This is a genomic window from Pseudomonas sp. 39004, from assembly GCF_028682155.1.
Taxonomy (GTDB): domain Bacteria; phylum Pseudomonadota; class Gammaproteobacteria; order Pseudomonadales; family Pseudomonadaceae; genus Aquipseudomonas; species Aquipseudomonas capeferrum.
In genome coordinates, this window is sequence record NZ_JANIAG010000008.1 from 39,834 (window position 1) to 65,399 (window position 25,566).

Genomic DNA, 25,566 nt, shown 5'->3' on the forward strand with positions numbered 1-25,566 from the left:
CAACCTGCCGCCACCGGCGGCGTGGAGACCCACATGGCGAATGCCACAGCAGCAAAGCCTTCAAGCATTCAGCCGCGGTTCATCCGGTTTGGCGATGCGCCTGGGTATCTCGGCATGTGTCGGGATGAGTTCAACAAGACGGTCAGGCCGAACGTGCGTGAATTCCCTATCGGAAAACAGGGCGTAGCCTTCGACCGCCAGGAGCTCGACGAGTGGGCTGACGCCTACATCGAAGCCAGGGCAATTGAAAAAGCCACCGGACAGGACAACAATCGGCCCCGCAGCGAGCGCCGAGGAGATGATACATGGCGCGAAAAACGATCACCGGCCTCTACGAGAAGGGCGGTGTCTGGCAAATCGACAAAGTCTACAAAGGGGAGCGAATTCGAGAAAGTACTGGAACTGGTGACCGGGAAGAGGCAGAGCAGTACCTGATCCATAAGCTGGAAAAGCTGCGACAGCAGAAGGTGTACGGCGTACGGCAGATACGGACATTCGAGGAAGCGGCAATGCGCTACCTCCTTGAGGTCAAGGATCAGCCATCAATTCACCTCACCGCATTGTGCATGAAGCAGCTACACCCATACCTCGGGCATTTGCCACTGACGCACATTGACGACCAGGCGCTGGAGCCCTTCATCCGGGACCGCCAAACGGAAAAGGTGCTGCCAGACGGTTCCATCGAGAAGGCGGTGAGCAACCGGACAATCAACATCGCGATCGAGCGCGCAGTTCGGGTTCTGACCCTCTGCGCAAGAAAGTGGCGTGATGATGATCGGCGGCCTTGGCTGGACAGCGTGCCAATGCTGAAAAAGCTCGAGGAGAAGAAGTCGAGTAGGAAGCCTTACCCGATGTCATGGGAGGAGCAGTCGATTCTGTTTGGCGAATTGCCGGGGCACCTGCAAACGATGGCTCTGTTCAAGGTGAACACAGGTTGCCGGGAGCAGGAGGTGTGCAAGCTCAGGTGGGATTGGGAGATATCGGTGCCGGAACTTGGGACCAGTGTTTTCCTGATCCCCGCTGACTTCGGCGGGAGACACGCCCGGTCGGGCGTAAAGAATGGCGACGAGCGCCTGGTGGTGCTCAACAGCGTGGCCAAGTCGATCATTGAGCGGCAGCGCGGGGTCAGCAATGAATGGGTTTTCCCATACAACGGCACCGCGATGCACCGGATGAACGACTCAGCCTGGAAGAAGGCTCGGGTGAGAGCGGCGAAACTCTGGCAGGAGGAAAACCTTCGCCCCGCTCACCCTGGGTACGCCTCGATCAGGATTCACGACTTGAAGCACACCTTCGGCCGCCGACTGCGGGCCGCGGGCGTTACTGAAGAAGATCGGAAGTCACTGCTTGGGCACAAGAACGGCAGCATCACCAGTCATTACTCCGGCGCTGAGCTGGGAAAGCTGATTGAGGCTGCGAACATGGTATCAACAACGGACTCGCGTGGGCCGGTGCTGACAATACTGAAGAGGAAAATCGGATGATGTCCCGAAAAAGTCCCCACACGCAGAAATGAAAAAGCCACCCGTAGGTGGCTAAGTCATTGGGATTATTGGTCGGGACGGAGTGATTCGAACACTCGACCCCTTGCACCCCATGCGTGCGGGATGTACGAAACGCCTTTAAATCCAAGGCATTGAGCGGGCGCTCGCTGCAAACGGTGCCGCACTGTGCAGAACCAATTTTCACCATCCCCCGAAAAACTCCCCACGGGCTCCGGCCCGCATCCGGCGTTCTGCCGACCGACTCACTTCCTTTATATAGCTACCCACAGACAGGCGGCTCCTTGCCCTGCCCCTTGATCACCTCGATACCCCATTCCGACATAGGGTCGTGGTAGCCGAACAGGCCGCAGGCGTACATGTCATCGTGCTCGTTCAGGCCATAGAGCCGCGCCGCCTCGGCAAACTCCAGCATCTCGCACAGGTGGTCGGCATCCACTTCCCCGCGCCGGTGGGCGGCCATGGCCATCTCGGCCAGGACGGCGGCCCGGCCATCTGGGTCGGTAGCCAGGGCGCATTGGTCGTTCAGCTCATCAAGCCAAGCGCACGGTATCCCGGCCATCATTCCGCCCTGCACCACCACGACTGCGCGTACATCACGCCGCCGATCTCCTCGATGCCGTTGATGTTCATGCCGAGCTGAGCCATGCCGTTGACCCTGGCGTCGTGCAGCCTGGGTATCACGTCAGGCCCAGGGGTCGGGTTGAACACCCAGGCTTGAGTCGCGACCCGGCCCAGCGGCTCACTGTGGTGGTCGCCGATGTGGATGTCTGCCCGGAGCGGAGTGATCTTCCCGAGCTGACTGGTGGGGATGGCCACGCCATTCACGCGGCGGCGGACGAGGAGGAAATACATAGGGCACCGATACTGTACAAAAACACAGTATCTTATAGGCGGATCCAGGTGCGGGGAATTGCCGATCAGCGGGTCAGTGCAATGGTGGTAGATCCTTTCCACGAGCCTTGGCTATGACCCGAAGCTGGTAGTCGGACACCGCCTGGAACAGAGACTCAGCCAGCAGGCGGAGCCGTTCAATCTCCTCTGGTGGAGCGCTACAATCCTGAGCCTCGTGGTAGGCACGGAATGCGTCCACTGCCTGCTGGATCAGCGGCTCGCCGGCCTCAACCATCCCTACGAACGTACGCTTGTCCATTACCATGCCCAGGCTAGTTTTCCTGCGAATATTAGCCTCTTTCGTGGAATTTGGCTGAGACACAACGCATTTCGAATCCGTTTTTTGCCTCAGATTTTTTTGAGATAATATCTCGAAGCCCAATGGAATCAACAACTTCAACGCAGCGTGACGCAACAGTACTCCACACCATTCGGGGGAATCATTCCCCCAAAATTCCCCCAGAGTCCATGATAAATTCACTAGCAACCATGCTAGCCAATCGAGCACGCGTCCCAAGCCAAAGGAGCAAAGATGTCCCTTCCGAATGCAGTATGGAGCACGATCACATCTGACATGCACGCTGTAACTGCCCTCCTCCATAACGGCTGCACCACGCACGCCCTGTCGCTCGTGTTCATCTCCATCGACAAAATGGCATGGATTTCAAGCGCCAAGGTTGACCACGACCGCAATGACTTCATCGCATGGGTGGAAAAATATTTCTTGCCAGGCTACCCGACTCAGCTTGATGCACTGGACCTATACGCAGCTCGGTGCGGGCTTTTACATACGGGGTCCGCAGAATCAAAACTTTACCGGGATGGTAAAGCCAAGCAGATTTTCTACTCGACCGGCCCGCGGAGATCTGATGCAGAAGTTAAGGCTGAGATCCATGCGAAGCTGCCAAAGCTGGGGCTAAAACCAGACGAGGTCGTTGTACTTCAGTGCATTGACCTAACCAATCAGTGGAACACTGCTATGGAGCGTTTCACCCACGCCATCGAAGCGGACGCCGCACTCCAGGCTCATGCCAAGCAGAGAGCCGATCTTCAGCTCGCCATGTTCCCAGCGGGATAGCTTCACCTGCAGGCGCTGTTAGCTGCTATCAGCTGACGCTCGTAGCTGATTCGCTGCCGGCGCGCAAGCAGCGCCCGAACCTTAACTTCCAGGCTGTCGGTCTTTCGAAGGCGGCAGCCGACCAGGCCGGTATCGCGACTTCCGATGTGCAGCACATGCCAGCACCATATCCTCGACGCAAAACTCCTGGGCAGGTCGTCATACGCGCGCAATGGAAAAGCACAACAAAGCGATCTTAGTAAGCAGTCAAAAGGAGGAAAAATGAAAAAAGTGCAAAAAGCTTTTTGGGGGTTCGGCATTGTATCAGCAATAGCTGTGGCATGTTACTTGACAAGGATGTATACAGCTGGAAATTTTGCTATCAGCTCAGACAATCAAGATTGGGGAGGGTTCGGTTCGTATATTGCAGGGATCGTGGCGCCAGCGGCCTCTCTGCTGGCGGCTTACATGGTGTACATCGCAGTTTCATCAACCGGCCACGAACTCAAACTAACGCTTACCCGTGAAGCCATAGAAAGGCTGGATAATCAGCTCGAATTACAACTTAACCAGCCTTTCTACAACGATTGCCACGGTGATGGTTATTTGGGCCTGCCCCTCAAAACCGTAATAACCGACTTGTCCAACAAAAACATTCAAGCGAACGAAACCTCCCAAGTAATTTTCTTGGCATTGCTACACAATTTCGCGATATTAACTAACTCAATTCGCCACTACATAGATCTTTCCAACGAAATTCCCACAACCCAGAAAAACGACAATTGGCTGGGAGATTTAGAAAAATTTTACTGGGTAAGCAAATACTTAGGCACTTGCAACCGCATGATAAAAATAGTTGGACAGGAGGCGTTCAACGCAAAAATTTCCGTAGAACAGTTGAATAGTTTTGAGATAGTCATGAGGGGGAAACAGATGGCCTGAAACAGGCTACCGAGTGACACGCAGCAGCGAATCATATTCACGGACGCACTGGTCGCCGGCTATTCGGGCGCGGTCATAAGCTTTCGCCAGTTCTCCCGCTCGAGCATCAGCCCGTGCGAGCAGGTCGGAGAGCACCATGGCGGCGCGGGTGGCTGCCTGGCCTCGGGCGATAGCGGCGGTATTCGTGCCGGGGCAACTGACGGTGGCAGCGAGCTTGGCACCTTCGTCGCGCAGCCGCTGGCCAGCAGCATCGGCGCCAGCAGCGCCAGCATCAGCAATCGTTCTTTCTTCATGCGCTTTTACCCTCGCCTCTTGCTGCGCGTCTGCGCTCCGGTGTTCTTCCTGGCGTGCGGATCGTTCGCCGATTACCGCGGCCAAGCGGTCGCCACTGTCCCGTTGCGCTGATACCTGAGCGCCCTTCGCCCGCTCTACCGATATGCCGTGCTGGTACGCGCCCCAGTGGGACGCCAGAAGCACAAGCACAATGGCAGCCGTAGCAGGCCAAGCACTCATGACAGAGCCCGCCGAATACCCTCATCAATGATCATCGACGGGTAAGGGTTACCGCCGTTCTCGTGGATGATGATGCCTAGCACCATCTCGCGCAGCGTGGTCGGGTCTTTGATGTCGATCGGGTCCGTGGCCCGAACGCCAAGGCGCTTGGCCACGGCAGCGGCGTAGGCCTGGGTGTCGTTCTCGTTGCTCGGTGCCCAACGGTTGACGGTTTCGAGCACGGTGTCGATCCCCTTCTCGCCTACTCCCGGCATCCCGTCCTTGCCGCGGTAGTTGATCAGCAGCTTGCCCAGGGCGCGAATGCCGTTCTCGGGATGGTCAAATCGGGCGAAGCGCGGGTTTGCCACACCCACCTCTAGGCCAAGCTGTCCCTGCCAAGCGTTGCGCGGGTTGTAATCGATGTTGCCGGGGTTCTTGTTGCGGACTCCGCGAGGTGTGGTCATAGGTTTCTCCAGGCACAAAAAAGCCCGCACTAGGCGGGCTTGGGATGGTTGCAAGGGTTTAGGCAGCAGGTTCTTCAGGCGCCGGTGCGGTCTCGGGCTCTGCCGGCGCCTTCGCGGTGATTGACACCTTGGCGCTGTACTCCTTCAGCACCTGGGCTGTGATCACCTGCGCGGTCGGGAACTGGTTCAGGATCGCACGAGCGCGGGCGTCGGCTTCCTCGGCAGTGGCAAAGCGGGTGTTGTTCTCAGCGTCGTAGGCGTTGCTGAGATTGATGGCGATGTAAGGCATGGGGTTTCTCCAGGCAAAAAAATACCCGCCGAAGCAGGTGTATTGAGGTTTGGGTTGTTACTTCCACCGCCCCGTTGCGGTGAAAGACCAGCGTGTGGCATTGGCCGTTGCACTGCGATAAGAGTAAGAGTTGAGCGTGAACTGACTGGCGGTGACGTTTGTGTACGTGCCGTTCATGTTCACCAAGCCGACATCGTTCTGCGCGCCGGTACCAGAGGCGCCATCGCAGGAATACACCACGGTTGGCGGCGCAACGAATGGCGCAGCAAAGGGCTTGGTGTTTGATACGCCAATACTCAGGGCCTGAGCCGGAAGCGTGACGAAACCTGTGACCACCATTGTGCCATCTGGATATTTGACGTAGGAGCCGTTGGCATTCGCTCCGCTTTGAAACCCATCGACAAACTGATACAGCTCGTCGAAATTCGCATTGGCTTTGAGCCAGGCACTGCGGCGGTCATCGCCGCCCGCGCCGGTCGGAGCTGTCCCAAGACTGATAGTTTGTTTGGCCATGTGAGTCCTTGCTAAAGATTGGGTCGTGCTGCGAAGAGCGTTCGACCGTTTGGATCAACAGGATTGATGCCGTCATTGTTTTCCGTATAAGCCTGCAGCACATCCCGGCGACCGTTTAAGAAACCTCCTATTGTTGCTCGCCAGGGCCAAGCTGTGCCTGCGCCAGGAACATAGGTCGGTGTCAATAAGGCATTGCCTAAAAAATAGTCTGATGCATTGTTTGTCCAAGGCATCTGGCAACTTGTGGCGTAGTAGCCCACGTTGACAATCGGGGTGCCAGCGACAACAAAGGAATTACTTGCCGGCTGATTATTCAGCTGAACAATGTTATTGGTTGACGTGAAGATCCTCACATTCGCTGAGTCACTCACCGTTGCGCCGTAGGAACCCGCAGGCACAGGGCTTGCGGAGTAACTTGCTACAAACCAATCTACCTTCATGGCCTCCATCCACACGGGGCCTAGATCAGGATGCGCGTACTTCGCCACTCGCCACCCGGTCCAATTTCCAGGCGTTCCCTGCACATAGAAATTCTGCAGCAGCAAATGCCCGGGACCATTGAAGAACACCAAGGGGCGCTCAACGGTCGTGATCGGCGTTGGGAAGTTAAACCCATTCAAGTACGGCTGATCGTCCCTCCACGCAGGAAAAGTAAACGACCCCTGGTACATCACATTCAGGACTCGGTTGACCGAATCAATCTGTGATTGAAAGCTGTTAGTCACCGAGCGAATGCCGTACTCACCCGACGCTGAGAATGGCGCACCACCACTGGATAGCACCAGCACCTGCCAGGTCTCATTGAAGCCGCGTCGAATGGTTAGCTGGCCAGCTGAGTACCAGGCTTGGGGTGACCAGTTGGTGGTGGGATCGGTCACTGGTGCCAACCGATCCACCACCACGAAAGAATCACTCTTGATCTCCGGAATCGAAAAGGTTTGCTCGAAGCCGCCATTGCATGTCACCTGCAGCATTTTCAGCGACCGGATCGGCGTGGTGCCGGTATCGAGAGTAATCCTTGCGGACGCATCCTTGGTCCGCAGCCCATAGATCGTCGCCATCAGGTCAACCTCCCCACTGCTACACGCTCGATCCCGTTCACGTCATACACATACAAACCGCCGTTATTCAGCAGCGTTGAACCAGCTGCATCCTGGCCGCGCAGCGTGAACGTCCCGGCGGCGAAGTTGATCTCCAGTAGCGGCAACCCTTGGGCGTTCAATGCCGAAGAGCGAATGCTCATCCCGGCGACAATCTCCTGGATGAATGCCTTGTTGATCACCGCCTGATTGATGAACACCTGCCCGTTCTGCACCACGAACGGCAGGATCGTCTGACCATTCACGCCATCGATGATCGCCAGCCGCTGAGCCATCAGCAGGATCTCGCCCTCCTCCCCGTTGCTGCCGATCGCGATGCCCGAGATGACCCTGCGACCGTCCTGGTTCGTCTCGACCTTCAGCGTGGTCTGAGCCGACACCTTGCCGTCAACCCCTGCAAGAACCTCACTGACCTGCTGCACTGACGCATTGGTTTGGCCTACCTGGGCCTGCACCGTATCAACGCGCCTGCCCTGAGCGATATCACCCTCAACGCGAGCGGACTGCTCTGTCCAGACACCGACTAGGCTGCCCGTTGCGCCAGCTAGGCCGGATGCATCGCCCTCAAGCTCGGGATTCACCTGGACATAGAGCCCGTCCAGGCGGGTGGCCTGAGCCGTGAGCGCCGTACCCTGCTGCTTCACCGTGGTATCCATCTGGCTGATGGCCGATGCCTGGGCGCTGTTCACGCCTTCGGCACCAGTGACTCGGTTGGTCAGGCTGAGCAGGGATTGGCCTTGGCTGGTCAGCGTGGTGCCCTGCTGGGTCACCGTACTGCTCAGACTACTGATGGCATCCGCATTCGCCGCATCCGCTGCGGTCACCCGACGAGCCACGATGTTGCACCAAACCGACCGACCACTTCCGTCCGCTGGCTGGATCCGGCTGACGAAGCGCGCCGTCACTGCCGCCGCCGGCGCCGTGATCCGACCCGTGAAGGTCTGAAACCCTCCGCCCGCAGAGAAGGTGAAGCCGTTCAAGTAGCCAAGGTTGGTCCCTGCCTTATCGAAGAACTGCATTTGCAAGTTGCCGGTTTGACCGGCGGTCATGTAGGCCCGGTACACGTCAGCCGAAAGGTCGAACTGATCGCCACCCGCAACGCTCACGTTTGCAGCCAGCCCGCAGAAGCTGTTCGCATAGAAGGCAATGCCCTTGCTGGCCGATGGGTGCACCGACAGCCCAGCGATCCCTGGGCTCCCTGTCCACGGGTCGACCAAGCCATCTTCGAACGTGCCGCGCAGCACCAGGTTATCCGGCTGCTGGCTAATGGAAGCTTTCAGCTGGGTGAGCGCTGTGCCTTGGCTAGTCAGCGTCGTACCTTGACTGGCCACCGTGTTGCTGAGCGACTGCAAGGCAGATGCATCAGCTTTGGACGCTACTTGCGTCAGTGCTGACTGCGCTGCCGCGGCGGCATCGGTAGCCACCTTGTCTGTCACAGCCGCCCAGGCGCTGCCATTCCACCGTTTTGGCGTGTTGGCATTACCGGTGATGTCGATCCACAGGTTCTCAGCTTGCCGATCAGCAACAATCGGGGTGGCCGTCTGGTACAGCACCTTGCCCTTGCTGCCCGCCAGATCAGCAGCCGCCTGTGCCGCCTGTTGGGCGGTGCTGACGTTGCCATTCGTGGTTTGCAGGCCGTTGGTCAGGTTGGTGATGCTGCTGCCCTGACTCGACAAGGTGTTGCCCTGGTTCGTCACCGTGGTGCTGAGCGCCTGCAACGCCGAGGCATCCGCCTTGGTTTGAGCAACCGCCAGGGCGTTGGCCGCTGCCGCTGCAGCATCCGTGGCCGCCTTGTCACTGACCGCCACCCAGGTATTGCCGCTCCAGCGTTTCGGCGTATTCGCGTTGCCGGTCGTATCGATCCAGAGGTTCTGGGCCAGACGGTCGGCCACATCAGGCGCCGCCGCTTGCACGATCACTTTGCCCTTGCTGCCGGCCAGGTTCGACGCAGACTGCGCTGCCTGCTGCGCCGCAGTGACGCTCTGGTTGGTGGCCGCCAGGCTGTTGCCCAGGCTGGTAATCGAGCTGCTGGCCGAGGACAACCCGCTCTCGGTCTGCGTCACTCGAACATCCAGTGCCTGGTTGGCCGCCGCCAGCACGCCAGTTGCGCGCGCCGACGGCCCTGCCACGAACGGCGAAGGGACGTCGCTCTCGCCCACCCGCTTCTCGACCATGATCGAGTCCACCACCATCGAGGCGCTGGCCGCAGCGTGGCGGTTCGGGTAAATCAGCAGGCCGACCTTGGTGCTCACCGTGATGGTGATCGGGAACGTAATGCGCGTGCGTTCCGTGGTGTACGGCAGGGTCACCGATCGAGAGGTTACCCCGTCGTACAGGTTGGCCATCATCGAACCGGCCGTGCCGCCCTTCACATACATCGACACCAGGTAAACCCCGGGCTCAACACGGATGTTGTAGCTGGCCTGGTTGTTGGCCGGGGCCATGACGATGTAAGAGAACAGGCTATCGGTATCAGCACGTAGGGAGTAGCCGAAACCGGAATCGGCTTCGGGCACGGACACACCCGTCTTGGTCAACAAGGCGCCGCCGGTCACCGGCAATGTGGTGGACGCCAACCAGCTGTACTCACTGTCGAGCAGGTTGGCGCCGTTGCCAGCCAGATTGCCGATCGAGGCTTGCAGCCCGGTGAGAGCGTTGCCCTGGCTGGTCAGCGTATTGCCCTGATTGGTAACGGTGTTGCTTAGGGTCTGCAGCGCGGAGGCCTCGGCTTTCGTGGCCACCTGCGCCAAGGCGCTGGCTGCCGCTGCCGCTGCATCTGTTGCCGCCTTATCAGTCACCGCTACCCAGGCCGAGCCCGTCCAGCGTTTGGGGGTGTTTGCACCTCCTGTGGTGTCGATCCAGAGGTTTTGCGCCAGGCGCTTATCAGCCGCCGGCGCAGCGGTGCCATAGATGACCTCGCCCTTGGCACCAGCTTTATCAGACGCCGCCTGGGCGGCCTGCTGCGCGGTCGTCACATTGCCGTTCGTGGTCTGGAGACCATTGTTCAGCTGGGTGATGCTCGCGCCCTGGCTGGTCAAGGTGCTGCCCTGATTCGACACGGTGGTGCTCAGCGTCTGCAGGGCCGACGCGTCTGCCTTGGTCTGAGCGAGCGCCAGGGCATCGGCTGCGGCGGCTGCCGCGTCCGTTGCAGCCTTGTCGGTCACCGCGACCCAGGCGGACCCCGTCCAGCGCTTGGGCGTATTGGCGTTCCCTGTTGTGTCGATCCACAGGTTCTGTGGAAGACGATCTGCTGCCGCCGGTGCCCCCGTCTGGATGATGACCTTGCCCTTTCCTCCTGCAAGGGCGTTGGCAGCATCGGCGGCCTGCTGTGCCGCAGCAGCGTTACCAGTGGTGATCGCTAGGTTGCTGTTCAGCTCGGTCAGGGCCTGGCTCTGACTGGTCAGCGTGGCGCCCTGCTGGGTGACCGTGCTGGTGAGGTTGGACACCGCATCAGCGTTGGCAGTGTCGGCCGCCGTGACTCTACGAGCGATGATGTTGCACCACAGCGAACGCCCAGTACCGTCCGAAGGCTCAGTGCGGGTCACGAACCGGGCCGAGACCGCACCAGCCGGCGCCGTAATGCGCCCGGTGTTGGTCTTGAAACCTGTAGTCGATGCCGGTACCGCAAACGCGGTGAAGTAGCCCAAGCTGTTACCGGCCTTGTCCGCAAACTGCATCTGCAAACGAGTCGTCTGTCCCGCTGTCATGTAGTTCGGCCAGATGTCGGCTGATAAGTCGAACTGCTCGCCCCCGGTAGTCAGCACGCTATAGCCAATGCCGCAAAAGCTGTTGTTGAAGAACGCGATGCCTTTGCCGGCCGACGGATGGGCCGATATGTTGGTAATCACCGGGTCGGCGGACCAGGGATCGACTAAGCCATCCTCGAAGCTGCCCCGCAGGATCAGGTTGTCGGGCTGCTGGCCAATCGAGGCCTTGAGCTGGGTCAGCGCGGCGCCTTGACTGGTCAGGGTGGTGCCCTGGCTCTTGACCGTCGTGTCCAAGGTTTGCAGCGCAGAAGCGTCAGCCTTGTTCGCCACTTGCGCCAGCGCGCTGGCTGCAGCTGCTGCGGCATCGGTCGCCACTTTATCGGTAACGGCCACCCAGGCACTGCCGTTCCAGCGCTTGGGCGTATTCGCCGCCCCAGTTGTATCGATCCACAGGTTCTCGGCCTGGCGGTCGGCAACCGCCGGCGCAGCCGACTGATACAGCACCTTGCCCTTGCTACCGGCCAGACTGGCCGCTGCCTGCGCCGCCTGCTGAGCCGTGGCAACGTTACCGTTGGTGGTCTGCAGGCTGTTGTTGAGCTCGGTGATGCTGCTGCCCTGGCTCGACAGCGTGTTGCCCTGGTTGCTGACGGTCGTGCTGAGCGCCTGCAGTGCCGAAGCGTCGGCCTTGCCGGCCAGCTGCGACAATGCCGACTGAGCGGCCGCCGCGGCGTCGGTGGCCACCTTGTCCGTCACCGCCACCCAGGCAGTGCCGGTCCACCGTTTTGGGGTGTTGGCATTGCCGGTGGTGTCGATCCAGAGGTTCTGCGGAAGACGGTCGGAAGCGACCGGGGCAGTCGCCTGCACCAGCACCTTGCCTTTGCCACCCGCCAGTGTGGCCGCGTCCTGGGCGGCCTGCTGGGCGGCGGTGACATTCTGGTTGGTGGTGGTCAGGCTGCTGCCCAGCGCGGTGACAGCCGAGGCGTTCGCCTCGTCGCCACTGATCCGCGCGGTACGCTCATCCACGACCGAAGCCACCGAGGCCGACGGCGCGATCTGGCCGACGGCAATCCAGTCGATCTCGAAAACATCCCCTGCGGTGCCGCTGATCCACAGGTAGAACCGGGTGATCGTACTGTCCGACCAGTCGCTGCCACCATTGGTGAGCTGCGACATATCCCACTCGAGCACCATGGTCTGCCCGACAGCCAGACCAGGGTTCGGGATGATCTTGTTGTACGCGGTCGACGAGCCGTGCCCGGCCGTGGCGTAGGACACCTGGCCAGTCCAGCCGCTACCCGCGCGCCGGGTGATCCGGCAACGGATACGGTCGTGATCCCGACCTTTGATCGAGACAACCGGAGCGTTGAGGTACGCGCCAGCGCCGTCGTTCGTGACGATCAAGCGGCCGTTTTCAACCACCAGCGTGCAGCGAGTACCAGACCAGCCCTCAGTGGTGGAGGCAAAACCGTAGTTCAACGTCGAGTCAAACCCTCCGGATTCGGCGCGCAGCGTGGCGATCTGGGAGGCCAGGGCCGAGTCAGCATTTGTCCGTGCCGTGGTCTCGTTCCCGATCGCGGCCGAGTTCGACGCAGTGCTGGCCGCCACGGTGTCGATGCGTTGGCCGAGCGCATTGTCCGCACTGGTACGCGCAGTGATCTCGGTCTGAATGGCCGAGGCGTTGTTGCCAGTCGATGCGGTGACCGTATCGATGCGCTGACCCAATGCGTTGTCGGCCGACTGCCGAGTCTGCGCCTCACTCGTGATCGCCGCACCGCGAGCCTGGGCTTCAGACAACAGGCCCTGTGCACGGGCTGTGGCTTCGTCGCCGATCGCCTTGGTGCGCGCTTGGGTTTCTACGGCAATCGCCTTGTTGCGGTCCACGACCTCAGCAGCGATGGCCTGGGTTCGAGCTGCCGTCTCTGCGGCAATGGCCTGGCCCCGGGCGGTGGCCTCGGCCGCAATTGCTTGTCCGCGAGCTGTCGCCTCAGCAGCAAGGCGCTGAGCAACCGAACCGGCCTGAGTGGGCGGACCAGAGATCAGCGAGATCTCTTCACGCAGCGCAGGGTAAAGCGCGCCATTGGTGATCTTGTCCTTGAAGTACTCCTCATATTCGGCCTGGTTGCTGCTGGATGCCCCGCTCACGCCGGCACCTGTCGGATACCACGGGCCGACGTTGCCAGAGCGATCGACCAGGCGCGCCCAAAAGAAAAACTGCAGGGCCGCCGCGCCAAGCTGCAGGGAGTGGTCCTTCTGCGGGTAAGCAAAGTCGCCCAGTTTGGTTGCGCCCTCGCGGGAGTTGGTCTTGCTGTACCAGATTTCGGTACGCTGGGTGTCTTCGGCGCCAGCCGGGAAGCCCCAAGCCAGGCCAATGGCGTAGACCAATGCCGAGGTATTCAGGAACGCCACGGCAGGCGGCAGACCTTCCTTGCCCTTCAATTGGGTAAGCGTCGAGTCGCGCCAGATCGACGTGATATCGAACGAGCTGACCGCCCGCACGCGGGCCAGGTAGGCACCCGCATAGATGCCCACCACATCTACAGACGCCGCACCGGTGCGCTGCACGCGAACCCAGTTGCCGTTGTCCTTGCGCCACTCCACGTCATAGGCGACCGCGCCCTGCACTGCGGGCCAGGAAATGGTCATGGTGTTCACGCCGATACCTTGATCCACCGCGTAGGCAGAGGTCAGGGTCACGCTGGCCGGCGGCAGGACAGTGGTCACCGGAATGACACTGATCGGGCGCTCGTCCAGTTTCGCGCCGGTGTCGATCGCCGCAAACTTGCTCGGGTTGAATTCGAGAGCGGTGATTTCGTAGTCGCCCTCCTGGGTGCGCGTAGTCTTCAGCACCCGGAACAGCTGGACCGCCAGATCGTCGTAATCAATCGCCCACTGAAGCTCTGGCTCCGGCTGCACGCCATAGGCAATGGTCACAGTCACTGCGCGTCCAGAAACCGACTGGACAGTGCGCGCCTGGGCGGTACCGTTCGGCAGGTTCAGGATCAGCCGGTCACCAGCCTTGATCGGCGTGTCACGGTCCAAAGTGACCACACGGCCGGCGGCGGACGAGATCCGGCCACCATTCGGGCGTCCTGCCACCAGCTCGTCAGCCACAGGGATTACATAGCCAGGCAGCGGAATACGGCCTTCCATACCGGTTTTGAAGGTGACGGTGCGGTCCTGGCTGTTGCTCAGCAGCGCCCACTTGCCACGGCGCTGGGCCTCGGAGGCACGGGTGCAGCCAATGGCCGAGATTTCTACCGGACGGTCCCGGTACCGGCGTTGCAGCGCCAGGTCAGTCACCGGAATCACGTCGGTGTCGTAGTTGTTCGCCGGGTTGTCGTAGCTGACTAGGGCCCGGCTGTAGTGCGTGTTGCGCTCGGCGCCGCCATATACGAAGTCACCGTCGATGACGTTTGCCCGGGTGAAGACATAGTCAATGTCCTGGGCGCGCGGCATGTCTGCCTGCATGAACAGCGAACCATGCGCCCAATACACCATGCCTCGATAGATGGCCGACAGATCGCGCAGCAGCGTCCAGGCCTCAGCACGGCCCTGCAGGTTCATGTCGCAAAGGAATCGCGGCTCTTGGCCGCCCTGCCCGTTCGATACCTGCTGGTCGCAGTACTGGGCGATGCGGTACATCTCCCACTTGTCGACCATCCAAGACTTGATACGCTTGCCCAGGCCGAAACGGTCCTCGACGCACAGGCCATAAGTCACGAATGCCGGGTTGTTGGTCCAGGCCTGCTTGAAGGTACCGTCCCACACTCCGGTGTAGGTGCGAGTCACTGGGTCGTAGTTAGTCGGCACCGGCCAGCGCTTAGCTTTGCACTTCACGGTAACTGCAGGAATGTTCTGGAACTGCTGGGCATCGAACTCGATGTACAGCAGCGCGGTATTCGGGTAGCGCAACTTTTCGTCGATGATCTGGGTGTAGCCCGCGATGGTCATCGTGTCGGCGATGGTGCCTTTGTTGGCGTTCGGCGTGATACGGCGGACGCGAAGCATCCAGCCAGAGGCGGCCTTGGGCAAGTTGATACGCACGGACCGCTGGTAACCGTTGGTATTTTTGCCGTCCACTGCGCCAAGGTGGGCTTCGACGTAGGCGCCGCCATCGGTGGCGATGTCGATGGCGTATTCGATGCGGTACCCGTTGGTGTTGCCGTTCTCGTCCTGGCTGGCAAGGCGCGGCCACGACATGCGGACACGCACAGCGGAAAGCTTGGTGTCGCTAAGGGCACGACTGAACGGGTTATCGCTACGCAGCTCGACGTTGACCGTATTCTCGTTCTCGATCGCAGGAATACCCTTGATGTATTCCTGATCGATGCTGCCTGTACGCCACTCCCAGCTCACGCCCGGGAAGTTCACGTTACCGCTAGCATCCATGATCGGGGTGTTGTCGAGGTAAATATCGCGGTCGGTCGGCGTGCCGTCGAATTCCCCTTCCCCCACAGCTAGCAGGATGCTTGCGATGTTGGTCGACTGTAGGCTGTCCGGCGCCTCAACAGGCGTCTTCGGCTTGCTGCTGCCGCCTTTCGCGCCAGCGATGTCCAGGTGCTGTGCTGCGCCCATACTTTTCTCCAAGCAATAAAAAACCGCCCGGAGGCGGCTTGTTCGTTCAGCTGTGGCTACTTCTTATCTTCGGCGCGAATCGACGCAGAGATGATTGCCCCGCCCCAGCGACGTTCGCCGATGCAGATCGGAACAGGGTTGCCGCTGGCCGTGGTGTTCTTGGCGCTGCCGAAGGCATACGACGGCAGGTTCTCGGGCGCTGCGCTTTGGGATAGGCCCTTTGCTTGAGGGCTGAGCATCTGGATGACGCCGCCAGCGGCCATAGCTACACCTACGGGAAGAAGGGCTTGGAACCCAGGGACGGGTATGAAGGAAGCAGCAATCAATATCGCGCCAATAACTGTCTGCAGCATCCCCCCACGCTTACTGCCAGCAACAACCGGAACGATTTTCACAACCTTCGCTCCGCCACGACCGAATTCGGTTTCACCTACATTTGTACCGTTGCGGTAGATAGCGAAATTCATTCCCAAGCGAGACAGTCGATCAACCTCTTCCTTGAATCCTGGCAGCGTGATCGTCAGCGCTTTCAGCAACTCGCGCACGCTGCCGGTATCCAGCAGTCGCCGGTGCCACCGTCCAAGCGCTTTGCGCAAGGTGCCTGAAAACTCTATAACGGTCATTTCTTGAGACATGTATTTCTCCAGACGAAAAAAAGCCGCCAAGTGGCGGCTCATGGCTTGAAACGGCGTTCAAAGGCATTTTTTCACGGACGAAGTAATCTTTGACCTGCCCATGGTTATTCCTGGCATCCGCTGATACAGCCGCACCTCGCTGCCGTGGGCCGTTTGTTTGATATCCAGAAGCTCGTTGGTCTGACCGATCGATTCAGCTGAGGAAATTAATCGATATCCCGTAAGAGTCTCACTCATGGTTGCCCCGGCTTGGTGCTCTTGCCATTCAGGCAAAACGCACAGCGCGTATGCCTTTGGTGCCTTCGAGGTTTCTGCCGAGATCGTCGGGCTACTCTTGAGTAAATCCCCGGGCGTTGTGCACCCCGCCAGCAACGCCAGCCCCACAGCACCGATCAGAATTCGCATGTCATCCCTCCTTGTTGAAGGCGGAATTTACCATCTTGAAGGACAAGAAGCTTTCCTTCCAAGCCGGCTTCTTCATTATCCAAAAATGCGATGCCGCATGTGCTCACTGGCCACCCCAAGATAACAATGTTTTTTTCGTGGTGATTCACGATACTAGGACCAATCAGCACAACGCAGATAGGAACTACATGGCACGCACGATTTATGACAAGCCAACCCGCGCCCTTTTGAAAGACATGGTGACAAGCTGGAACCTCCAGCCTGGCCAAGTCTTTACCGCGAAGCGTGCAATCGAATGGTTTGAGGAGCACTACCCAAGGCTAAAGCCAGGGAGCATCACGGCTCACTTGGTCCAAGCCTCCACCAACGACCGAAGCCGGCTGCATCATCCTTCTACTAACACAACTGATGATCTTCTTTTCCGCGTAGCACCGAGACAGTACCGCCTCTACGAAGCAGGGAAAGACCCAGCCCCCATTCATGAGATGGTCGATGGCGACGTCGCCCTTGACGATGAAGCTTCCGCAGAAGAAGCCGAAGATCATATCATCGAAGCGTCTCCTGGCTCTTCGGAGTTCCTACTTGAGCGCGATTTGCAACGATATCTCGCAGAAAATCTAGATTGCATCGAGCCCGGGTTGAAACTGTACGAAGATGATGGCCTCACAGGCATTGAATACGATGCTGGTGGACGTCGAATTGACATTTTGGCAACAGACGCCACTGGCGGTTTTGTGGTCATAGAGCTCAAGGTCTCCCGCGGGTATGACCGCGTAGTAGGTCAGTTACTGCGGTACATCAACTGGGTTCGTAAAGAGCTTGCAGACCCAGGGCAACCTGTACGAGGGATCATTGTCTGCCGATCTATTTCGGAAGATTTATGTCTTGCCTGCGCAAGCATCAAAGAGGTAGAGCTCTTTGAGTACAAGCTGTCTGTGACGGTAAAAAAAGTCCCCGTGCCTAGCTTGTGAGCCTGCACCAGAAAACGGCGGGCTAGATGCCTATCCATCTCTAGCCCGTCCACCCATCCAGCGTGTATAGGATTCCAGTAACTGACCCGGGTGGCGGCGTAGTATTGTTGATTTTGGTCCGTAACAAGGAGCTCTGCATGACCATCCGCAGCTTGGCGAAAAAATCTGCCTCCAGATCCCGGCAAGGGCGGTTGGGTGCTCGGGTGAGGTGTCCTTCGCGATAGGCACCCATGGCATTTCGTCGACGTCTACGCTGATCAGAAGACAGCCAGAGCGTCGCGGCGATGGCTAAGTCGTGAAGTACGGCTCACATCGCCTTGGCTCGAATGAGTTCGTGTGCGGCACCGCCCTTCCAGAAGGCTGACCATAGCGCAACACTCAGCATGGCCAAGCATCCAGTGTGGATGGAAAGCCAGTACCGGGCCTGCTCGGCGCCGTAGTAGCTTTGCCCCTCCAATGAACCGCCCCGGTCCGTTGCCGGAAAGCCCATGGACTGGGGCAAGCTCAACAAGGAGTTACCGAATGTCTTTCAAGCTTTACACCTTGGTGACAAGCGCTGATGGCCGCATCAACGTCACTCTGAGGAACATATCCGCCGACACCACTACCACCGTTTGGGTGACGCCAGGCCAGCCAATCGACAACCTGACAATCGCCCAGATCGAAGAACTTGCGCGCCAGGAAGCCGCCAAACAGCACGCCCGCTAGCGCTGCTGAGTCTTCTCAAGCAAGCTAACTCGCTGCGCTAAATCACTGTCGGAAGCAATCCGTTGGCTCGCTTCGCTACCGAGGCGAGCCTCAAGACTTACCAATATGGTGAGCGCCTGGTCCAGGCCTTTTTCCAGCTCGTCAATTCGTTTTGCTTCACTCATTACGCACTCTCCCGCGGCCTTGCCGCTTTACTTCGCGTCCCGATGACGCAACACAAGACGGGTCCGGTCGAGCCAAGGCCCACCAAACACGATGATTTCTGATGGCCTGCCAAGCAGGTGGTGCAGCATGAAGGGGCCAGGGCCGAAGACCTGGGCATGCTCCTCCGGCAGTTCCGCGTCGGCGCCGAGGTACATGCCGGCATGGTTTGGATGAGCCGTACGCCCGACGGCCATGACGATCATGTCGCCGCGCTGAGGCTGGCTGACCTGGTAGAAGCCGGCAGCTTCATAGGCTTGCTCGTAAAGACTCGGACCGTCTGCCTGTTCCCACCACCCCTCCTCCCTGGCGTAAGCCGGGAACTCCAGGCCCCACTCGCGTTTGTACCAGTCCGCGCAGACCTGCCAGCAGTCCCAGGCGCCGTGCACAAACGGACGGCCTAGTAGCGGCGTGTGGCCAGTCGGCGTGATGGCGCGAAGGTCACCTTCCGGCCACGACAGAATGTACCAGGGCAAGCCCGTGGCTTCGCACATGGCTAGATCGCGCGGCGACGGCCTGCTGGTGGCATCAGGATGCGAGTGCACGACGCCGATCACCTCGCCCTGGTCCTCGGCTGCCGCATACTGCTCCGGTGAGATGCGGAACTCCTCGACCGGATCGGTCGCGGTGTTGTCGCACGGTAGGTACCGCTGGGAGCGGCCCATGGCAATGATCAGCCCGCAGCATTCGCGTGGATAGACTGCCGCAGCGTGCGCTTGCACGGCGGCGAGGATGTGTTTACGCATGGTCAGCTCCGAGCAATCAGGGAAACGGCCGGGAAGCCGCCAAAGGGCACTTGGTTGCCCTGGCCAAAGCGAACTGTGCAGCCTGAATCTAGGCAGCCATTGCACTGGTCCTTGGCTGGGTCGTCCGTGGGATTTCCGTCCAGGTCGAAGTAGGAGCCGGTGTATCCGCAGTTCGGACCGCGATAGCCGGCGGTCATCGCCCAGTGGCACAGCTGAGTCATTTGCCGTCCGATCGTCTCGCCACCTACATCACCAGGGCTGGCAAGCTCCCAAGCAACGGTGGTGCCGTTCTCGGATACCTTCTGATCGATGTACCAAACCTCGATCGCCTCTTCGGTAGGGTCAGCCTCCGGGTTGCCAGCGGGGAAGTTTGCCGCATCCAAGTAGCGCGCCATGGTGTGGCGCATCGTCAGCTTGAACTCAAGCAGGTTGTCAAAGGCCAGGCACAGGGCCGTAATCCTGCCGTTGACGTTACCAACAGTCAACGTGGGCCGCACGGCAGTACCGTCCGAGTTCGCCTCTATGCCGTCGATCTGCATGGGCCAGGCACCGTATTCGTTGCCCTGCCACCAGATCGACTTGGCTCGGAGCTGATCGGCGTTCGCACCAGCTGCCGCAAGTTCTTCTGGTGTGTGCGGTATCGCGTGCCCGTGAAAGCGCAGCGTGTCGGCACCAAAGTCTGAGCCATCCAGCTCAAACAGCAGCACCTCGCTGCCAGGCTCCAGGCTCTGGATGTCCTTGATCAGTGACATGGTGAATCCTTACGGATGAAATGCCCGCTCGAAGGTGGCGGTGACTTTGAATCGGCCGCCACCGACGGGCGTGGGCTTGGGGTCGGCGCAAGTGAAGAGCCCGAGATCTCCGAGTGGCGTAGACCACAGGAAGGCCTTGGCGCCACCGTGCCGGTCGAAGAATTCCATGACCTTGCGGGCCTGGGCTTTCGTACCGGTAACGGTGATCGGGTAGCTATCTTCCTTGTTGTTGGGGCCGTCACCTACTATTTGCCGGTAGCCACCGCCGAAGCGAGACTCGCGCACCCGGTAACTGATTTCTGGCGTTTCGCCGCGCTGGGTGGGCCAGCGGAATGTTTCTATCGTCATGATCATCTCGGTAGGATACTGAGCTTCAACCAAGGAATGAGGTACAGAATGAAACTTACCGTAAAGAGCCTAACCATCTACGAAGACGCACCTGATGGGACGCAGTCTGTCGGCGCGCAGGTCGACCTCAGGTGCGATATACCTGACGGCCAGGCCGGCGGAAGCTTCGGGATCACTTTCAAGTGCGAAGGAGCGCGCGATATGCCGTTCGGCCAGCTTGAGAAATTGGTTCTCGAGCGCGTCGAGGCAGAATTGAAGTAAGCGCTAGCGTCGTTGCATGGTCCTACCAATGGCTCCGTCAGGACGTAGGTCCATGCTCAATAGCTTGCGATACTTCGCCTCGACGAAAGCACCGATCTCCTTTCCGAATTGATCCATCATCGGCGTCTTCGAGTCCACTTGGGTGGAGCCATCACTGTTGATGGTGATGGATACACTCACTGATGTGGCCCCTCCACTCCCCAGCCCTCCGCCACTCGATGCCATCGTTGATGTTGAGGTGGCTCCGAGAGGCGTGATGCTGCCACCCTCGTCACCCATCATCAGGTAGGTTTTGCCGCCTTGATTGAGAAGCTCAGGCCCCCACTCGTTGACCTGGTAGAGCGAGTTCGCGGCTACCGGACCGCCGGCCGCGCGCTGACCGGACACGAAGTTGTCCATGATCTCAGGGGTGTATCCGGCCTGGGTCGATCCCGCGGACGTCGGCCCGCTGCCGAACCACGCAGAGGCTGCCGTAGCGCCCCAGCTTGCCAAGCTACCCAGGAGGCCTGACGCAGCGCGCTGGGTCTCGATCCGAACCATGTCAGCCAGGATCGACTTAGTGAAGTCGGCAAACGAGAACTTGCCCGTCATGGCGAAGTTCACGACCGCATCCTCCATCGAGCTGAACGCGTTTGTGAACAGGGATCTCGTCTGCCCGGCGACATCTCGGGCCTGCTCCAAGTAGTTCTGGAAGGCCGACGACGCCCCCTTGCGCCAGTCGCCTTGGGCGGCCGTCATCTGGTCGTAGTTGGCGATGGTAGTTTCCTGCAGGTCCTTCTCGGTCTTGCTCAGGGCTGCCAGTTTTTGGTTGTACTCATCGAGGCTCATGCCGCGGGAGCCGTCGCCATATTGGTTGGCCAGGTCCAGGCGCTGTTGGTTGATGCGATCAGTGATGCCGTACTGCTGATCTTGGAGCCCACGACGGCGATCGCCAAGGCCAAGGTTGTCGGCTGAGCGCTGTCCTTGAATCCTCAGCGCTGTGACCTGCTGGCCGAGCGCGTCAGTGTAGGTCTGCACTGCCCTGGCCTGCTTGGCCAGCCGGCCCTGTTCATTGGTCGCCAGCACCGTAAGTTCTGTATCGGCGTCCTTCTGCGCCTTCACCATGGCAGCCCGGGCGTCGGCGATCTTCTGGTCCAGCTGGATTCGCTGCTGGGCGCTGGTACTGCTTCGCCCCTTGGCCTCCTCCAGCGCCTTGATCTCTGCTTCGTAGGCGTTCGTGACCTCGGCCTTCTGCTGCTCGATGATCGCAGCGCGTTGGGCGGCATACAACTCCTGTGAGATAAGCCCGGCCTTCTGCGCCGCATCCAGTTCCTTCTGATGATTCTTGTACTCGGCCAGGATGGCGTTCAGCGCGTTCTTCTGGTCGTTGAACCCGGAGAGGTCAACCGACGTGGTGCGCCCTGCAGAATCCTTGAACTGCTTGGCGATGTCGGCCTGCACCCAGGCGATAGTCTCAGGCTTGAGCCGTTCATCATTTGGGTTGACCTTGCGAATCGCATCCAGAGACTGGTTGTACTCCTTCAGTGCATCGGCCCGCTTCTCGGCGTTGGTCCTGGCGGATTTCTCCAGGGTGTCGATCTTGCCGATCGCCACGATGGCCGCCTGTTGCCGTTGAGCGTCCAGTTCCTGAGCCTTGGCTATCGCCTGCTGCGTGTCCCGCTGCTGGATCAACCCCTTCAGCTCAAGGCTGGCGTTGGTGAGCTTCTTCTGAGCATCGCTGTCGTCGGCATCGGCATTCACAGCGCTCTGTGCCGCAGCGACTTGGCGCTGCAGGTCGACGATCCGACTCGCGATGTCCTGGTCCCGACCAATGTTCTTGACCGAATCGACCGTGGCAGCAACCTCGCCACGTAGCGCCTTCCATCCGCGCTCCCAGATGGAAAGGTTCTCGGTGACCTCCTTGCTGCGATTCTTAATGGTGTCGACGTAGGTGTCGGTGAGCAGCTTGGCGGCCCCGATGGTGTCGCCCTGCTCCTTCAGCGCAACGATCTGCGAATAGGTCGAAGTCGTCAGGAAGTTGTACTGCTCGTTGAGGTCTTTGGCGGCGGCCACCGGGTCTTTGCCGATCTTCACGAACTCGGCAACGGTCTCCTCGACTGCCTTGCCGGTCGCCGAGCGCCACTCCAAAGCAGCTTCGGTGATCTCGACGAAGCTGCCAGCGGCGATTTTGCCGCTACTGGCCAGCTGGGTGAGCACCTCAGCCGCGGCGCCGGTGGTTCCAACAGTGGCCGTGACCTCGCGTGCCATCCCGGATAGGCGGTCCGACGTAGTGCCGGCGGCATTGCCCGTCGTGATCAGCGCCTTCTGGAATTCGACGGCCTCCTCGCTGCCGGAGTAGTAGGCGTAGCCAAGCACGGCCATCGCTGCAGCTGCGACGGTGAACGGGTTCACCAGGCCCATGACATAGCCGCCAAGGGCCTGAATGGCCGGACCGACGCCGCCGAACATATCCTTGAGCTGACCACCCTGCTGAAGCAGCACAGTGAGGGGCGCCTGGCCGCCCTGTAGGGATACCACGATGTCAGTGAACTGCGCCGGAACGCCGCGCAATGCAGCAGCCGTAGCCTTGGCCGTCATGCCTGTCTTGTTCAGCGCATTGTCGGCACCGCCCAGCGCAGTACGCGCCTGATCGATTTTCGCCTGGTACTCGCCGAAGGTCTCTGCATCGAGCGCGCCACTGGTGCGGAAGCCCTTCAGCTTCTGCTCCATCTGGTCCAGGCGGCTCATTGCTGCGACAGTCGGGTCGATCTTGCCCAGGAGCTCCTCAAGCGCCTGGCCTTCTTCCCGATGCGCGCCGGCGGCCTTCTTCGCCGCCTCCGCTTGGCGCTCCTCCGTGGCGATGAGGGCCTGGGCCCGGCTGTTGATGGCTGCCTGACGGCTGGCACTGTCCGACAGAACGGCATTTGCCCGCGCGGTGACCTCGGCGCTCTGTTCGGTCGCCCGGTTGAGCGATTGAACGTACTGGCTGGCCTCCAGCGAGGCCTTGGCCACGGCCAGAATCCTGGCCTGCTGCTCATCAGCGGATTCGGCAGCGCGCCGGACCGCCAGCGCCCCAGTGTCCGTCGCATTGGTCAGTGCTTCCTGGGCCTTGCCCGCCTGCGCGGCCTCAGAGCGGAAAGCCCCCATGTTCGCCGCGGCGCTACTGAAGGCCGTGGAAGCGCTGGTAACGGCACGCCCCACAGTGGCCATCTGCTGCGCCAGCTCGGCCTGCTTGGCGTTGAGTGACTGCAGCTCCTGAACGATCTGCCGGGTGTCACCCTGCAGGCTGCCCAGCGCCGTTTCCCAGGCCCGCCCAGTTCGCCCCGCAGATTCTTCACTACGCTTGCCGGCATCCGTCAGTTGATCGAGGTTGTCTTTGGCCTCGACGGCATCACCGGAGTCAATCTGGAGACCGAGAGAGGCAATGGTGGTCATGATCTACTCCATCGATTCGGCCATGACGGCCAAGGCCTCAACCTCCATGACACGGAGATCGGGGAAAATGTCGGTGAGGTCGCGGCGCTTCATGCCGAGCATTGAGGCCGCTGCGGGGATGGCGGTGTAATCCAGGCCTGATGGCCCGCCTGGGCCCACCCGCCACTGCGTGCCCATGGCATCGAAAAGGCGGAAGGCCGGCCAGACATCCGGCCAGACCTCCACCTCTTCCTCTTCGATGTCTTCAAGAGTCAGCCCAAGGGCCGCCAACTGCTCGGCAGACGGGCCACGCTCATAGCAGGCGCGGGCCGCCGCCCTCAGTTTCCCAGGCGTGCCGGGCTGTAGGCTGCCTGGAAGGCGTCGGTCACCGCTTTTGGCGCACCGGTGCAGGTGCGTACCAATTCAAGGATCGCCTCTTGGCTGAACTCGTCTTCCAGATCCCAACCGGTGACGATCTCACCCAGTTGTTCGGCCTGGAGGGCGATTTCACCAGAGGTGACCTCTTCCCAGGTTGCGCCGTCGTTCTTCACCTTTTCGGCCCAGGTATCGCGGGCTTTATTCCAGCGGTCGAACATGCCAGCCAGTGCCACGCGATCCATGTAGCGGAACTCGAACCCAACGGGCACTGGATCGCCGCCGATGCGGGGTACCTGCACCACTGCGGTAAATGTCGGGTTTTGCGCGATCTTGATCTTCGCCATGAGGAGTCCTTAAGCGCCGGCCAGGTAGCGGGTGGGACGGCCCGAGAGCGCGATGCTGATGGTGCGCGTCATGAGGTTGTTCCGTTCCATCGTCGGAGTGGATGTGATACTCACGTACCCTGGATAAACGATCTGGTCACCGCCTGGCAGCTTCAGCCGCACCACTGTCAGCTCCTTGCTATCTCCGTAGCCTTCCACAAGGGGGACATAGGCGGCGCTTGGCTGGTCCTCTACAGTGATCGAGAGGGTGATCGGGTTCCGGTTCGTCGGGAATTGACGATCGTCGTCATCTTCCAGATAGCCCACGGTCAGATACTGCTGCTCCCCACCCGAGGAGGTGAAGGCCGTAACCTTGGAGATCTGGGCCCAGTTGGTTACCGGGACTACCGAGCCGATACCCGCGCCAGCGGTGAATTTCTCGACGTTGCTGGTGTTCATGCCGCCAAGCGAAAATTTGTCGGCCGCTACACTCGCAGCGCGCACAGCACGGTCGGTGATGAGCGCCCAACCTGAGTTGACCAGCAGAACGTCTCCGTTCTTGATGGTGTGGCCTGCGGCGGTTGCCACCGGTGGCGCCGCGTTGGTCAGGGCGGTGAAGGCGACTGAGGCGCCGAGTACGCTGGCAATTTCCAGCACGGAGCCGTTCGGCAGCGGGAAGCGTGCGGCCATGGTGTTTTCCTCTTGGGTAGAAACGACGAAGCCCGCACTGGGCGGGCTTTCGTTCGTCAGGGTTGGTGTCAGTGAAGTGGAAGTGATGGCTGCAACTGCGAAGCCAAGTCACTCAGCCTTGCTTCAAGCGGCGGCTTTTGTCGCTGCCATTGGCGAAGCCCTTTTCCGCAAAGACTGGCGACCGCTTGCTTTCCGCTGTACTCGAGTAGCGTCTTTTGGA

At 60.2% G+C, this 25,566-nt stretch carries 27 protein-coding genes; 8 read left to right on the forward strand and 19 right to left on the reverse strand.

The window, feature by feature from the left end:
• Window positions 1-33 precede the first annotated feature (33 nt).
• Window positions 34-435 (forward strand): hypothetical protein, encoded by a 402-nt coding sequence (locus NP534_RS02775; RefSeq protein ID WP_238347530.1) that lies wholly within the window; start codon window positions 34-36, stop codon window positions 433-435.
• Window positions 357-1,484: a tyrosine-type recombinase/integrase gene (locus NP534_RS02780; protein ID WP_274097715.1), complete on the forward strand. Its 1,128-nt coding sequence runs from the start codon at window positions 357-359 to the stop codon at window positions 1,482-1,484. Before NP534_RS02775 ends, NP534_RS02780 begins: the two co-directional genes overlap by 79 nt.
• Before the next feature lie 280 nt (window positions 1,485-1,764).
• Here NP534_RS02780 and NP534_RS02785 read toward each other — a convergent pair whose 3' ends face one another.
• The 3 genes from NP534_RS02785 to NP534_RS02795 all read right to left on the reverse strand — a co-directional run bounded on the left by NP534_RS02785 (window position 1,765) and on the right by NP534_RS02795 (window position 2,655).
• Window positions 1,765-2,067 (reverse strand): hypothetical protein, encoded by a 303-nt coding sequence (locus tag NP534_RS02785; RefSeq protein WP_274097690.1) that lies wholly within the window; start codon window positions 2,065-2,067, stop codon window positions 1,765-1,767.
• Window positions 2,064-2,357, reverse strand: a complete 294-nt coding sequence (locus NP534_RS02790) for a hypothetical protein (protein ID WP_274097691.1) — start codon at window positions 2,355-2,357, stop codon at window positions 2,064-2,066. The genes NP534_RS02785 and NP534_RS02790 overlap by 4 nt, the downstream gene beginning before the upstream one ends.
• A gap of 73 nt (window positions 2,358-2,430) precedes the next feature.
• Window positions 2,431-2,655, reverse strand: coding sequence for a hypothetical protein (locus tag NP534_RS02795; RefSeq protein WP_274097692.1), 225 nt, complete (start codon window positions 2,653-2,655; stop codon window positions 2,431-2,433).
• Between the two features lie 273 nt (window positions 2,656-2,928).
• Here NP534_RS02795 and NP534_RS02800 point away from each other — a divergent pair, with 273 nt between their 5' ends.
• Together NP534_RS02800 and NP534_RS02805 are read left to right on the forward strand one after the other, a co-directional pair.
• Complete coding sequence (locus NP534_RS02800; protein WP_274097693.1) at window positions 2,929-3,474, forward strand: hypothetical protein; 546 nt, start codon at window positions 2,929-2,931, stop codon at window positions 3,472-3,474.
• A 261-nt stretch (window positions 3,475-3,735) separates the two neighbouring features.
• On the forward strand, window positions 3,736-4,395 hold the full coding sequence (locus tag NP534_RS02805) for a hypothetical protein (protein ID WP_274097694.1): 660 nt from the start codon (window positions 3,736-3,738) through the stop codon (window positions 4,393-4,395).
• 6 nt (window positions 4,396-4,401) lie between these two features.
• Here the strand turns inward: NP534_RS02805 and NP534_RS02810 are convergent, their stop codons facing one another.
• From NP534_RS02810 to NP534_RS02845, 8 genes are read right to left on the reverse strand one after another with little or no spacing between them, the layout of a single operon-like run.
• The gene (locus tag NP534_RS02810; protein WP_274097695.1) at window positions 4,402-4,908 is read right to left on the reverse strand and encodes a DUF2514 domain-containing protein; all 507 of its coding nucleotides are present in this window, start codon (window positions 4,906-4,908) and stop codon (window positions 4,402-4,404) included.
• Complete coding sequence (locus NP534_RS02815; protein WP_274097696.1) at window positions 4,905-5,351, reverse strand: structural protein P5; 447 nt, start codon at window positions 5,349-5,351, stop codon at window positions 4,905-4,907. Before NP534_RS02815 ends, NP534_RS02810 begins: the two co-directional genes overlap by 4 nt.
• Window positions 5,352-5,409: 58 nt before the next feature.
• Window positions 5,410-5,640 (reverse strand): hypothetical protein, encoded by a 231-nt coding sequence (locus tag NP534_RS02820; RefSeq protein WP_274097697.1) that lies wholly within the window; start codon window positions 5,638-5,640, stop codon window positions 5,410-5,412.
• A gap of 57 nt (window positions 5,641-5,697) precedes the next feature.
• On the reverse strand, window positions 5,698-6,153 hold the full coding sequence (locus tag NP534_RS02825; RefSeq protein WP_238338570.1) for a hypothetical protein: 456 nt from the start codon (window positions 6,151-6,153) through the stop codon (window positions 5,698-5,700).
• 11 nt (window positions 6,154-6,164) lie between these two features.
• Window positions 6,165-7,214 (reverse strand): hypothetical protein, encoded by a 1,050-nt coding sequence (locus NP534_RS02830; RefSeq protein WP_274097698.1) that lies wholly within the window; start codon window positions 7,212-7,214, stop codon window positions 6,165-6,167.
• Complete coding sequence (gene gpJ / locus NP534_RS02835; protein ID WP_274097699.1) at window positions 7,214-15,535, reverse strand: TipJ family phage tail tip protein; 8,322 nt, start codon at window positions 15,533-15,535, stop codon at window positions 7,214-7,216. Before gpJ ends, NP534_RS02830 begins: the two co-directional genes overlap by 1 nt.
• 56 nt (window positions 15,536-15,591) lie before the next feature.
• Window positions 15,592-16,170 (reverse strand): tail assembly protein, encoded by a 579-nt coding sequence (locus NP534_RS02840; protein ID WP_274097700.1) that lies wholly within the window; start codon window positions 16,168-16,170, stop codon window positions 15,592-15,594.
• Between the two features lie 57 nt (window positions 16,171-16,227).
• Window positions 16,228-16,575: a hypothetical protein gene (locus tag NP534_RS02845; RefSeq protein WP_274097701.1), complete on the reverse strand. Its 348-nt coding sequence runs from the start codon at window positions 16,573-16,575 to the stop codon at window positions 16,228-16,230.
• 35 nt (window positions 16,576-16,610) lie between these two features.
• Here NP534_RS02845 and NP534_RS02850 point away from each other — a divergent pair, with 35 nt between their 5' ends.
• Both NP534_RS02850 and NP534_RS02855 read left to right on the forward strand, forming a co-directional pair.
• Complete coding sequence (locus tag NP534_RS02850) at window positions 16,611-17,546, forward strand: endonuclease NucS domain-containing protein (protein WP_274097702.1); 936 nt, start codon at window positions 16,611-16,613, stop codon at window positions 17,544-17,546.
• A 522-nt stretch (window positions 17,547-18,068) separates the two neighbouring features.
• On the forward strand, window positions 18,069-18,254 hold the full coding sequence (locus tag NP534_RS02855; protein WP_274097703.1) for a hypothetical protein: 186 nt from the start codon (window positions 18,069-18,071) through the stop codon (window positions 18,252-18,254).
• Here NP534_RS02855 and NP534_RS02860 read toward each other — a convergent pair.
• Genes NP534_RS02860 through NP534_RS02875 form a run of 4 tightly spaced genes read right to left on the reverse strand, consistent with a single transcriptional unit; the run spans window position 18,251 to window position 20,301 of the window.
• Complete coding sequence (locus NP534_RS02860) at window positions 18,251-18,418, reverse strand: hypothetical protein (protein WP_274097704.1); 168 nt, start codon at window positions 18,416-18,418, stop codon at window positions 18,251-18,253. The two genes, NP534_RS02855 and NP534_RS02860, sit on opposite strands and share 4 nt — an antisense overlap.
• A 27-nt stretch (window positions 18,419-18,445) precedes the next feature.
• A complete protein-coding gene (locus tag NP534_RS02865) occupies window positions 18,446-19,201 on the reverse strand; it encodes a C40 family peptidase (RefSeq protein ID WP_274097705.1) in 756 nt (251 codons plus the stop codon).
• A 2-nt stretch (window positions 19,202-19,203) separates the two neighbouring features.
• Window positions 19,204-19,953: a phage minor tail protein L gene (locus NP534_RS02870; protein ID WP_274097706.1), complete on the reverse strand. Its 750-nt coding sequence runs from the start codon at window positions 19,951-19,953 to the stop codon at window positions 19,204-19,206.
• Window positions 19,954-19,962: 9 nt separating this feature from the next.
• The gene (locus NP534_RS02875; RefSeq protein WP_274097707.1) at window positions 19,963-20,301 is read right to left on the reverse strand and encodes a phage tail protein; all 339 of its coding nucleotides are present in this window, start codon (window positions 20,299-20,301) and stop codon (window positions 19,963-19,965) included.
• A 48-nt stretch (window positions 20,302-20,349) separates the two neighbouring features.
• Between NP534_RS02875 and NP534_RS02880 the strand changes: the two genes are divergently transcribed.
• Window positions 20,350-20,562 carry a hypothetical protein gene (locus tag NP534_RS02880; RefSeq protein WP_274097708.1) on the forward strand — a complete coding sequence of 71 codons (213 nt, stop codon included), beginning with the start codon at window positions 20,350-20,352 and terminating at the stop codon, window positions 20,560-20,562.
• A 3-nt stretch (window positions 20,563-20,565) separates the two neighbouring features.
• Here NP534_RS02880 and NP534_RS02885 read toward each other — a convergent pair whose 3' ends face one another.
• The 4 genes from NP534_RS02885 to NP534_RS02900 are packed head-to-tail and all read right to left on the reverse strand — an operon-like array spanning window position 20,566 to window position 25,346.
• Window positions 20,566-23,976: a phage tail tape measure protein gene (locus NP534_RS02885; protein ID WP_274097709.1), complete on the reverse strand. Its 3,411-nt coding sequence runs from the start codon at window positions 23,974-23,976 to the stop codon at window positions 20,566-20,568.
• A gap of 3 nt (window positions 23,977-23,979) precedes the next feature.
• Window positions 23,980-24,246: a DUF1799 domain-containing protein gene (locus NP534_RS02890; protein ID WP_443201068.1), complete on the reverse strand. Its 267-nt coding sequence runs from the start codon at window positions 24,244-24,246 to the stop codon at window positions 23,980-23,982.
• 47 nt (window positions 24,247-24,293) lie between these two features.
• Entirely contained in the window at window positions 24,294-24,677 is a 384-nt protein-coding gene (locus tag NP534_RS02895; RefSeq protein WP_274097710.1) for a phage tail assembly chaperone, read from the reverse strand.
• A gap of 9 nt (window positions 24,678-24,686) precedes the next feature.
• Window positions 24,687-25,346: a phage tail protein gene (locus NP534_RS02900; protein WP_186663756.1), complete on the reverse strand. Its 660-nt coding sequence runs from the start codon at window positions 25,344-25,346 to the stop codon at window positions 24,687-24,689.
• On the opposite strand from NP534_RS02900, the gene NP534_RS02905 reads away from it, so the two are divergent.
• Window positions 25,345-25,566, forward strand: a 222-nt coding sequence (locus NP534_RS02905) for a hypothetical protein (RefSeq protein WP_274097711.1), incomplete at its 3' end; no start/stop codon positions are given. The genes NP534_RS02900 and NP534_RS02905 overlap by 2 nt on opposite strands.

What these genes read in the sequence shown, in the direction of transcription:
- NP534_RS02775 (WP_238347530.1), top strand. Translation starts at nt 34, where the DNA reads ATGGCGAATGCCACAGCAGCAAAGCCTTCAAGCATTCAGCCGCGGTTC.
- NP534_RS02785 (WP_274097690.1), bottom strand. Translation starts at nt 2,067, where the DNA reads ATGATGGCCGGGATACCGTGCGCTTGGCTTGATGAGCTGAACGACCAA.
- NP534_RS02790 (WP_274097691.1), bottom strand. Translation starts at nt 2,357, where the DNA reads ATGTATTTCCTCCTCGTCCGCCGCCGCGTGAATGGCGTGGCCATCCCC.
- NP534_RS02795 (WP_274097692.1), bottom strand. Translation starts at nt 2,655, where the DNA reads ATGGACAAGCGTACGTTCGTAGGGATGGTTGAGGCCGGCGAGCCGCTG.
- NP534_RS02800 (WP_274097693.1), top strand. Translation starts at nt 2,929, where the DNA reads ATGTCCCTTCCGAATGCAGTATGGAGCACGATCACATCTGACATGCAC.
- NP534_RS02805 (WP_274097694.1), top strand. Translation starts at nt 3,736, where the DNA reads ATGAAAAAAGTGCAAAAAGCTTTTTGGGGGTTCGGCATTGTATCAGCA.
- NP534_RS02810 (WP_274097695.1), bottom strand. Translation starts at nt 4,908, where the DNA reads ATGAGTGCTTGGCCTGCTACGGCTGCCATTGTGCTTGTGCTTCTGGCG.
- NP534_RS02815 (WP_274097696.1), bottom strand. Translation starts at nt 5,351, where the DNA reads ATGACCACACCTCGCGGAGTCCGCAACAAGAACCCCGGCAACATCGAT.
- NP534_RS02820 (WP_274097697.1), bottom strand. Translation starts at nt 5,640, where the DNA reads ATGCCTTACATCGCCATCAATCTCAGCAACGCCTACGACGCTGAGAAC.
- NP534_RS02825 (WP_238338570.1), bottom strand. Translation starts at nt 6,153, where the DNA reads ATGGCCAAACAAACTATCAGTCTTGGGACAGCTCCGACCGGCGCGGGC.
- NP534_RS02830 (WP_274097698.1), bottom strand. Translation starts at nt 7,214, where the DNA reads ATGGCGACGATCTATGGGCTGCGGACCAAGGATGCGTCCGCAAGGATT.
- gpJ (WP_274097699.1), bottom strand. Translation starts at nt 15,535, where the DNA reads ATGGGCGCAGCACAGCACCTGGACATCGCTGGCGCGAAAGGCGGCAGC.
- NP534_RS02840 (WP_274097700.1), bottom strand. Translation starts at nt 16,170, where the DNA reads ATGTCTCAAGAAATGACCGTTATAGAGTTTTCAGGCACCTTGCGCAAA.
- NP534_RS02845 (WP_274097701.1), bottom strand. Translation starts at nt 16,575, where the DNA reads ATGCGAATTCTGATCGGTGCTGTGGGGCTGGCGTTGCTGGCGGGGTGC.
- NP534_RS02855 (WP_274097703.1), top strand. Translation starts at nt 18,069, where the DNA reads ATGTCTTTCAAGCTTTACACCTTGGTGACAAGCGCTGATGGCCGCATC.
- NP534_RS02860 (WP_274097704.1), bottom strand. Translation starts at nt 18,418, where the DNA reads ATGAGTGAAGCAAAACGAATTGACGAGCTGGAAAAAGGCCTGGACCAG.
- NP534_RS02865 (WP_274097705.1), bottom strand. Translation starts at nt 19,201, where the DNA reads ATGCGTAAACACATCCTCGCCGCCGTGCAAGCGCACGCTGCGGCAGTC.
- NP534_RS02870 (WP_274097706.1), bottom strand. Translation starts at nt 19,953, where the DNA reads ATGTCACTGATCAAGGACATCCAGAGCCTGGAGCCTGGCAGCGAGGTG.
- NP534_RS02875 (WP_274097707.1), bottom strand. Translation starts at nt 20,301, where the DNA reads ATGACGATAGAAACATTCCGCTGGCCCACCCAGCGCGGCGAAACGCCA.
- NP534_RS02880 (WP_274097708.1), top strand. Translation starts at nt 20,350, where the DNA reads ATGAAACTTACCGTAAAGAGCCTAACCATCTACGAAGACGCACCTGAT.
- NP534_RS02885 (WP_274097709.1), bottom strand. Translation starts at nt 23,976, where the DNA reads ATGACCACCATTGCCTCTCTCGGTCTCCAGATTGACTCCGGTGATGCC.
- NP534_RS02895 (WP_274097710.1), bottom strand. Translation starts at nt 24,677, where the DNA reads ATGGCGAAGATCAAGATCGCGCAAAACCCGACATTTACCGCAGTGGTG.
- NP534_RS02900 (WP_186663756.1), bottom strand. Translation starts at nt 25,346, where the DNA reads ATGGCCGCACGCTTCCCGCTGCCGAACGGCTCCGTGCTGGAAATTGCC.